Source organism: Janthinobacterium aestuarii, from assembly GCF_051380835.1.
GTDB classification, from domain to species: domain Bacteria; phylum Pseudomonadota; class Gammaproteobacteria; order Burkholderiales; family Burkholderiaceae_D; genus Janthinobacterium; species Janthinobacterium aestuarii.
Genome location: NZ_JBNYXU010000019.1, coordinates 1 through 8,397, shown reverse-complemented (window position 1 = coordinate 8,397; position 8,397 = coordinate 1). Strand labels below are relative to the sequence as shown.

The window sequence follows — 8,397 nt, the reverse complement described above, 5'->3', positions numbered from 1 at the left end:
CATCACGGTCGACAAGCTGGAAGACGTGGGCCCAGCGCTGAAAAAGGCGATCGACATGCAGATGAATGAAGGCAAGACGACCATCATTGAAATCATGTGCACGCGCGAGCTGGGCGATCCGTTCCGCCGCGATGCGTTGAGCAAACCTGTGCGGCATCTGGATAAATATAAAGATTACGTTTGATTGCTTGAGCCAGCGACAAAAAGCCGGGGTCAGACCCGGCGGGTCTGACCCCGGAATTTAGCCTCGATCCGGCGTAATCCGACACCACCCTGACCGATCCTTGTATGACCCCGGCACCGCGCCGGGTTTTATGTGCCGGAACCATGCCTCATGCTTCCATGGTTCCGGCATTTTTTTACCGAATTGGAGTCGCCATGAAAGCCCTGCACCGCATCATCGCGCAAGCCCGCGCCGTGCCGAAACATATCGTCTTGTGCGAGGGCGGCGATGCGCGCGTATTGCAGGCGGCCGCGCGTGCCGCTGCCGAAGGCCTGGCCCACATCACCATCGTCGGCCAGCCGGCCGCCATCCTGGCCCTGGCGCGGGAACACGCGCTGGACCTGGACGCCGTGCGCCTGGTCGACCCGGCGCAGTCCAGCGAGTCGGAACACTACGCCCAGCAATTGTTCGTGCTGCGCCAGGCCAAGGGCATGACGGTGGAGCAGGCGAGGATCGCCGTGCAAGAACCGCTGTGCTACGCCAACCTGATGGTGCGCCTGGGCGACGCGGACGGCTGCGTGGCGGGGGCCGTGCACACGACGGCCGATGTGGTGCGCAGCGCCATCCAGATCATCGGCGTCGACCCGGCCTTCAAGCTCGTGTCGAGCTTTTTCCTGATGATGCTGTGCGAACCTTTCCACAGCCTCAAGGGCGGTTTCATCTTTTCCGACTGCGCTTTGGTGGTCGATCCGAAAGCCGAGGAATTGGCCGACATCGCCATGGCCGCCGCCGACAGCGCGCAGGCCTTGCTGATGGAAGAACCGCGGGTCGCCATGCTGTCGTTTTCCACCAGCGGCAGCGCCCACCACGCGGCCGTCGACAAGGTGCACGCGGCAACAGACCGGGTCAAGGCTCAGCGTCCGCTGCTGGCCATCGATGGCGACGTGCAGCTGGACGCGGCCATCGTGGCCGAGATTTCCCAGCGCAAGGTCAAGGATTCCGTCGTCAACGGCCGCGCGAACGTGCTGGTGTTCCCGAACTTGGACGCGGGCAATATAGGCTACAAGCTGGCCGAGCGCATGGGCGGCGCCGTCGCCATCGGCCCGTTGCTGCAAGGCTTGAAGAAGCCCGCCAACGATCTGTCGCGCGGCTGCAGCGCCGACGATATCTACAACGTGATTGCGGTCACGTCCGTACAGGCCCAGGGTGGACGCTGAGTTGTTCAGCCTGCCCGTGCTGGCGCTGCTGGGCGTGGTGGCGGCGGGCACGTATTTCCAGACCGTTACGGGCTTTGGCCTCGGCATGATCGTCATGGGCGTGGCCAGCGGCCTCGGCCTGGCGCCCGTGCCCGCGCTGGCGGCCCTCGTCAGTTTGTTGTCGCTAGCCAATTGCCTCGTGGCCTTGCCGGGCGCGTTGCACCACCTGGACTGGCGCGCCATCCGCGCCGCCAGCATCGGCTTGCTGCCGGCCATGGCGGCCGGCGTCTTGCTATTGGGATACCTGGACCAGGCGTATGCGCCGCTGCTGCATCTGTTGCTGGGCGCGGCCATCGTGTATGGCGGCGTCAGCATTTTGCTGCAAGCGCCACCTGGCCCCGGCGCGGCCGACAAGCGCAGTTTCTTTATCAGCGGCGTGTGCGGCGGCCTGTTCTCGGGCCTGTTCTCGCTGGCCGGGCCGCCCCTCGTGTACCAGTTCTACCGCCAGGAAATGAGCTTGAAAACCATCCGCTACAGCCTGATCTTTTTATTTGCCATCAGCGCGGGCGGACGTTCGCTGATGGCTGGCAGCCAGGGCCAGCTCGACGCGAAAGTGCTGCTGCTGTGTGCGCTGGCCTTGCCCGTGGGCGTGCTGGCCACGATGGCCGGCAAGCGCTACCCGCCGCCGATCGCCCAGCGCGGCATGCGCCGCATCGCGTTTGCCGTGCTGACCTTGATCGGCATTTCGCTGATGGTGGCGGCCATGCCGCAATTGCTCGGCTAGTCTCCAAGCGTGCGGCGCTTGCAAAATATGCAAACAGCCGTTATATTCGCGGTTCTTTCTAGAACCTCTTCCTTATTGGAGCCAAAAGTGCCTCGCTTCTTCGCCATCACCTGCTAACGCTGACGAAATGCTCTTTGCAGCATCGTTCGGCGCGTTGACGCCCCCGATTGCTGCGGCACTGCTCTTGCTCTTCCCGCACACGTATCCGAGACCCTGGTCTTGATCGTCCACGCCCGAACACGTCGTCAGCACCCCTGACCCTGTATGGACACGCCCCGGTGAACGCGGCGTGGGACGCTATGTTTTTACAATCTTTACCCTTATTCAAATACCCGCGCACGCCGCACCTGGAAGGCTCGCGCCTGCAGGATGGCGACGACGGTTCCGACCAGATGCCCCTGAAAAAGCTGGCCGGCCAGTACGTCGTCATCGAGGAAAAAATCGATGGCGCCAACTCCGCCGTGTCGTTCAGCGATGCGGGCGAGGTGCTGCTGCAGTCGCGCGGCCATTACCTGGCGGGCGGCGGCAGCGAGCGCCAGTTCAACCTGTTGAAACCGTGGGCGCATGCGCACGAACACGCCTTGTTGGGCTTGCTGGAAGACCAGTATGTGCTGTTTGGCGAATGGTCGTACAGCAAGCATTCCGTGTTTTACGACCGGCTGCCCCATTATTTCAACGAGTTCGACGTGTATTGCCGCCGCAGCCAGACCTTCCTGTCGACGGCGCGCCGCCACGCCATGCTGGCCCGCTCGCCCGTGCTGTCCGTCCCCGTGCTGTATGCGGGATTGATGCCGGCCACGCCGAAGCAGTTGTGGCAGTTGCTGCGCCATTCGCTGGCCAAGTCCAGTCTGTGGCGCGACGCCTTTGAGCACGCGGTGGCGCGCGAGCGCCTGCCGCTGGATCTGTGCTGGAAGCAGACGGACAAGTCCGACCACGCGGAAGGCCTGTACCTGAAGGTGGAAGACGACGAGCAAGTGCTGGCCCGCTACAAGCTGGTGCGTCATGACTTTACGCAAACCATCCTCGACAGCGGTTCGCACCACAGCACGCGGCCCTTGATCCCTAACCAGCTGGCCGAGGGCGTGGACCTGTACGCGCCGCAGCCGCTCGTCACGTGGGAAAGCCTGGGCTTGCATACCTGCCGTTCGCTCGACGAACTGGCAGCTTTCTCAAGGAGTACAAAATGATGAACTGGAAAACCCTGCAACAACTGGTGCCCATGCCTGGCCAGTCGCCCGATTTCAAAGCCTGCCTGGCCGCCTTCCCGCAGCTGGAACTGGCGAAAAACACGCCGCAAAACCCCGTGTATCACGCGGAAGGCGATGTGTGGACGCATACGATGATGGTGGTGGAATCCCTGCTGGCCATGCCCGACTACCAGCAAGCCACGCGCGCGGAACAGGAAATCGTGTTTCTCGCCGCCTTGCTGCACGACGTGGCCAAGTGCAGCACCACGGTGATCGACCCGGTGACGGGCGCCATCGGCCAGCCCGGCCACTCGCGCAAGGGCGCCCTCGATGCGCGCATCGCCTTGTGGGATTGCGACGTACCGTTTGCCGCGCGCGAGGAAATCTGCCGCCTGATCAATGTGCACCAGGTGCCGTTTTTTGCGCTGGAAACGTCGCGGCGTGGCGTCACGCCCGAGTTCACCGTACGCGAACTGTCGTGGCAAGTCGATATCCGCTTGCTGGCCATGCTGGCCGAGGCCGATATCCGCGGGCGTATCTGCCCCGATCCGCAGCGTATTTTGGATGCGATCGAGCTGTTCCGCGAACTGGCGCGCGAGGAAGGATGCTATGGCCAGCGGCGCGCCTTTGTCGACGATCACACGCGCGTGAAATATTTCCGCGGTGCCGAGGCGCATCCCGACTATCCGCTGTTCCAGGAGCCGGGCTCGCACGTGATCGTCATGTCGGGCTTGCCCGCGTCGGGCAAGAATACGTGGGTGGAGAAGCACCATCCGCGCTTGCCCGTCGTGTCGTTTGACGATGCGCGGACGGCCCTGGGCTTGAAGCACGGCAAGAACGAGGGGCAGGTGGGCGACTATGCGGAAGAGCGGGCGCGCGAACTGTTGCGCAAGGGCGAACCGTTCGTGTGGAACGCCACGCATCTGTCGAAACTGATGCGCGAAAAGACGCTCAACCTGCTCTACAAATACCATGCGCAGGTGGAGCTCGTGTACCTGGAGCAGCCGCGCAAGGAGTTACTACGGCGCAACGGCCAGCGCGACACGTCGCTCAGCAACAAGAAGCTGCAAGCGATGCTGTGGAACTGGGAAATTCCACTGCCGATGGAAGCGCACACGGTGCGCTACGAAGTAAGCTGAAGGCTTAACGTTTGCGTCCACCGAGCAACTGCGCGATCTCGCTGAACAGCTCATTGTTCAGCGAGGCGGGCAGGGTGGTGGCCAGGCTGTGGCTGTAGTAGGCGCCCAGATCCAGGCCCAGTCCCAGCCCGCAAATTTCCACGGCGCCCTGCGCTTCGCGGCGCGCCACCACTTGTTTCAGATGCTGCGCCAGGTAAAACTCGTCGTTGGCGAGATTCGTGGCGGTGTCCATCGGGCAACCATCGGACACGACGAGCAGGATGCGCCGCCGTTCCGGGCGCGCCAGCATGCGCGTGCACGCCCAGTCCACGGCTTCGCCATCGACACCTTCGCGGTACAAGTCCGCCTTCAGCAGGGCCGCGATGTCGGGCCGCGCGCGGCGCCAACTCGTGTCGCCATCCTTGAAGACCATGTGCACGAGTTCGTTCAAGCGGCCCGGATTGGCGGGCGAGCGGGCGCGCAGCCAGTCGCGCTTGGCTCGTCCGCCGTTCCACGCGCCCGTCGTAAAGCCCAGCAACTCCGTGGCAACGCCGGCCTGCTCCAGTGCGCGCAGCACAATGTCGAGCAGTACGGCCACGGATTCCGCATGCGTCTTCATGGAGCCGGAGCAATCGACGAGGAAGGTGACGAGGCAGTCGGCTTGCGGCAGGAATTGTTCCTTGCGAAACAGCCTGCGCTCGGATGGCGAGCTGATCAGTTGCGCCAGACGGCGGCCGTCGATATACCCCTCTTCTTCGCCAAACGACCAGCCGTCGCGCTCGGGCACGGCCAGCAATTGCGTGAACCGCCGCGCCAGGCGGGCCGTGTTGATGCCCAGGCTGGCGATGCGACCATCCATGCGTTCGCGGTATTCCAGCAGCAGGGCGCGACGCACGAGTTCGCCCGCTCTTTCCTCTCGGTCGTACGCCGAGGAGTAAGTCTTGTACCCGCCATCGCCATCGCCATCGCCATCGCTGAAAGCGCGGCTCTCGCCCAGTGGCGCGGCATCGGGCAGATTGTCGTTATCGCTGTCGAAATCGAGCAGCAGCTTGAACGCGGCCTGCGCCTTGGCGTCGCCCGCATCGTCCTGGCCGCCATCGCGCGCCGTTTGCGCGTCTTTCAGCATGGCGTCGACGGCGTGGCTGATGGCCAGCGCATGGCGCGCAAAGGCGGCCTGGTCGGTGCGGTGGCGGCGCAATCCCGCCAGGTCGCCGCTCAGTGCGGAAGAAACGGACCAGCGCGTCGCTTCGATAAAATCTTCCGTCTTTTCCAGCACGGGCCTGGCCATCATGCGCGACCAGCACATCTGGAATACCGTGTACAGCAGCAAGCCCGACGCGCCCTCGGCCAGGCCGGAATCGTAGAACGCGTGCGACCATGCGGTAAAACGGTGGCGCAGGTTGCCGATCACACCAGCGTGGTGCTCTGGCGCCAGGGTTTCCACCCTTAACTGTTCCAGCAGCTCGAAGACGAGGCGCGCCACGGGTTCCGCCGGGCAGAAGGACTTGTGCAGGGCCGCATCCGTATGCAGCAGGCGCAGGGCCACGCTGTCGGCCGCACCGCGCAAGGACGGCAGGTCTTGCAGCGCCGCATCGGGCTGCAGATGGGCCGCATGGATGGGCAGCGGTCGGTGACCGTCGTGCAGGCGCCGGCCCCGGTAGCGTATCGAGGGAGAAGCGCTGAGGGCGCGGATGGCGCCCGCGCACAGCTCATCCGTTTCCTGCTGCTCGCGCGTGCAGGCGGCAGGCGCCGTCGTTTCGGCACTCATGCCTGGCTCGCCAGCAATTCCTCATTGAAGCAGCGCTGATAGTACTCGGCCACCATGGGCCGCTCGGCCTCGTCGCATTTGTTGAGGAAGGACAGGCGGAAGGCCAGCGCAGGGTCGCGGAAGATCTGGCAATTCTCCGCCCAGGTGATCACCGTGCGTGGCGACATCAGGCAAGCCAGGTCGCCCGCCGCATAGCCGTGGCGCGTGAGGCTGGCCACTGCCACCATGCTGGCGGCCAGCTGGCGGCCCGCCTCGTCGTTCATGGCGGGGACTCGGGCCAGCACGATCTGCGTTTCCTCGTCCTGCGGCAAGTAGTTCAAGGTGGCAACGATGTTCCAGCGGTCGATCTGCGCGTGATTGAGCACTTGCGTGCCGTGGTACATGCCGTTCAAGTTGCCAAGGCCCACCGTATTCGAGGTGGCGAACAGGCGGAAGTGGGGATGGGGCGTGATGACACGGTTCTGGTCGAGCAGGGTGAACTTGCCGTCGCGCTCGAGGATGCGCTGGATGACGAACATCACGTCGGGGCGGCCCGCGTCGTATTCATCGAAGATCAGGGCCACGGGCCGTTGCAGGGACCAGGGCACGATGCCTTCCTGGAATTCCGTCACTTGCTGCTGTTCGCGCAGCACGATGGCATCCTTGCCGACCAGGTCCAGACGGCTGATGTGGCCGTCGAGGTTGACCCTCACGCAGGGCCAGTTCAGGCGCGCGGCCACTTGCTCGATATGCGTGGATTTGCCCGTGCCGTGCAAGCCTTGCACCATCACGCGGCGGTTGTGGGTGAATCCGGCGAGGATTGCCAGGGTCACATCCTTGTTGAAGCGGTAGGCGGGATCGATGTCGGGCACGTGCGGGTCGCGTTCCGTGAAGACGGGCACGAGCAGGTCGCTGTCGATATCGAACAGGCTGCGCACGGACTGCAAGGTTTGCGCCGCTGCGGCGGGGGGATGTTGGCGTGAATCTGGCACCTTGTTCTCCTGTGAAACCGCAGCGGGGCGCTACGGCGGTTATGAGTTACTTGATTGCAATGCGTCGTCGTCCCCGCCCGTCGTCGGCATGGTTTCCGATTCGATGGCGGCCAGGGCTTGCGCGGCGCGTTGCAATGCAGGCAAGAAATGTAAAGCCTTGTCGTGCGTCAAGCGGATGATGGGCGCCTGGATGGCCACGGCCAGATTCGAGCGGCCGTTCGGGTTCGGCACCAGCACGGCCACGCACAGCAGGCCGGGCAGGAATTCCTCGTCGTCCAGCGCATAGCCGTTGCGGCGCACCAGTTCCAGTTCGCGTTCGAGCTTGACGGGGTCCGTTTCCGTCTTGTCCGTAAAGCGCGTCAATTCCATGTGGCCCAGCAGACGGCGCCGTTGCACGGGCGTCATTTGCGCCAGGAACAGCTTGCCGCTGGACGAGCAGTGGGCCGGCACCCGCGAACCGGGATGCAGGTAGAAGCGCAGCGGGGCCGCCGTTTCCACGCGGTCCAGGTACACCACTTCGCTGCCGCTGAAGGCCGTCAGGTTGCAGCTTTCGCCCACTTCCTCGACCAGCTGGCGCAAGACCATGCGGCGGGCGCCATGGAAAGTGTTGTTAATCAAGAGGTTCGACGCCAGGCGGCGCAGGCGCACGCCCGTGCTGTAGTGGCGGCCATCGCTTTCGCGCTGCAGCACACCCACGCTTTCCAACTGTTGCAGCATGCGGTGCAGGGTGGGCTTGGGTAGCCCCGTTTCTTCCACCAGCGCCTGCAGCGACAGCAACTGGTCTTTTTCGGCAATCACTTCCAGCAAGGCAAACAAACGCATCGTGGGCGTGTCGCCTTCCAGTTTTTCCGGCTCAAGTTTTGGGGATGAAATCATGTCCATGGTGGCCTCGGTTGTATGTCTGAGTATTATTTCATTTTCGAACTCAAATTGTACCGTTTCCTCGAAATTCTGTTTGACTTTTGATTGCTGAACGCTTAAATTGAATTGTATATCAAATTTCGGAACAAAATATACCGATTTTTGATAAATAAGTTGCTCACTACACTGCAGTTCATTACAACAGACCAGGAGACACCCATGAATGACATGACCGACCAAAAAGCCGCCGCCGCAGCGGCCATCCCCACCGGCCCGCAAAAGATGACGCCTTCCGAAGCGTTCGTGGAAACCCTGGCCGCCAATGGCGTGACCGACATGTTCGGCATCA

Annotated in this window: 7 protein-coding genes and 1 pseudogene; 5 read left to right on the top strand and 3 right to left on the bottom strand. The window is 63.2% G+C overall.

Going from position 1 to position 8,397, the window contains the following annotated elements; genetic code table 11:
- The 5 genes and pseudogenes from ACQ4WO_RS28030 to ACQ4WO_RS28010 all read left to right on the top strand — a co-directional run.
- Positions 1 to 184: pseudogene (locus ACQ4WO_RS28030) on the top strand (sulfoacetaldehyde acetyltransferase); the annotation flags it as partial.
- Between the two features lie 194 nt (positions 185 to 378).
- A complete protein-coding gene (gene pta, locus ACQ4WO_RS28025; RefSeq protein ID WP_436484138.1) occupies positions 379 to 1,380 on the top strand; it encodes a phosphate acetyltransferase in 1,002 nt (333 codons plus the stop codon).
- Between the two features lies 1 nt (position 1,381).
- Positions 1,382 to 2,143: a TSUP family transporter gene (locus tag ACQ4WO_RS28020; RefSeq protein WP_436484137.1), complete on the top strand. Its 762-nt coding sequence runs from the start codon at positions 1,382 to 1,384 to the stop codon at positions 2,141 to 2,143.
- 299 nt (positions 2,144 to 2,442) lie between these two features.
- Positions 2,443 to 3,330 carry an RNA ligase family protein gene (locus ACQ4WO_RS28015; protein ID WP_436484136.1) on the top strand — a complete coding sequence of 296 codons (888 nt, stop codon included), beginning with the start codon at positions 2,443 to 2,445 and terminating at the stop codon, positions 3,328 to 3,330.
- Positions 3,327 to 4,469: an AAA family ATPase gene (locus tag ACQ4WO_RS28010; RefSeq protein WP_436484135.1), complete on the top strand. Its 1,143-nt coding sequence runs from the start codon at positions 3,327 to 3,329 to the stop codon at positions 4,467 to 4,469. Before ACQ4WO_RS28015 ends, ACQ4WO_RS28010 begins: the two co-directional genes overlap by 4 nt.
- Positions 4,470 to 4,473: 4 nt before the next feature.
- Here ACQ4WO_RS28010 and ACQ4WO_RS28005 read toward each other — a convergent pair whose 3' ends face one another.
- From ACQ4WO_RS28005 to ACQ4WO_RS27995, 3 genes are read right to left on the bottom strand one after another with little or no spacing between them, the layout of a single operon-like run.
- On the bottom strand, positions 4,474 to 6,216 hold the full coding sequence (locus ACQ4WO_RS28005) for a cobaltochelatase CobT-related protein (protein ID WP_436484134.1): 1,743 nt from the start codon (positions 6,214 to 6,216) through the stop codon (positions 4,474 to 4,476).
- Positions 6,213 to 7,187, bottom strand: a complete 975-nt coding sequence (locus tag ACQ4WO_RS28000) for an AAA family ATPase (protein WP_436484133.1) — start codon at positions 7,185 to 7,187, stop codon at positions 6,213 to 6,215. The genes ACQ4WO_RS28005 and ACQ4WO_RS28000 overlap by 4 nt, the downstream gene beginning before the upstream one ends.
- 39 nt (positions 7,188 to 7,226) lie before the next feature.
- Positions 7,227 to 8,063: an IclR family transcriptional regulator gene (locus tag ACQ4WO_RS27995; RefSeq protein ID WP_436484132.1), complete on the bottom strand. Its 837-nt coding sequence runs from the start codon at positions 8,061 to 8,063 to the stop codon at positions 7,227 to 7,229.
- Positions 8,064 to 8,397 lie beyond the last annotated feature (334 nt).

What these genes read in the sequence shown, in the direction of transcription:
- pta (WP_436484138.1), top strand. Translation starts at nt 379, where the DNA reads ATGAAAGCCCTGCACCGCATCATCGCGCAAGCCCGCGCCGTGCCGAAA.
- ACQ4WO_RS28015 (WP_436484136.1), top strand. Translation starts at nt 2,443, where the DNA reads ATGTTTTTACAATCTTTACCCTTATTCAAATACCCGCGCACGCCGCAC.
- ACQ4WO_RS28010 (WP_436484135.1), top strand. Translation starts at nt 3,327, where the DNA reads ATGATGAACTGGAAAACCCTGCAACAACTGGTGCCCATGCCTGGCCAG.
- ACQ4WO_RS28005 (WP_436484134.1), bottom strand. Translation starts at nt 6,216, where the DNA reads ATGAGTGCCGAAACGACGGCGCCTGCCGCCTGCACGCGCGAGCAGCAG.
- ACQ4WO_RS27995 (WP_436484132.1), bottom strand. Translation starts at nt 8,063, where the DNA reads ATGATTTCATCCCCAAAACTTGAGCCGGAAAAACTGGAAGGCGACACG.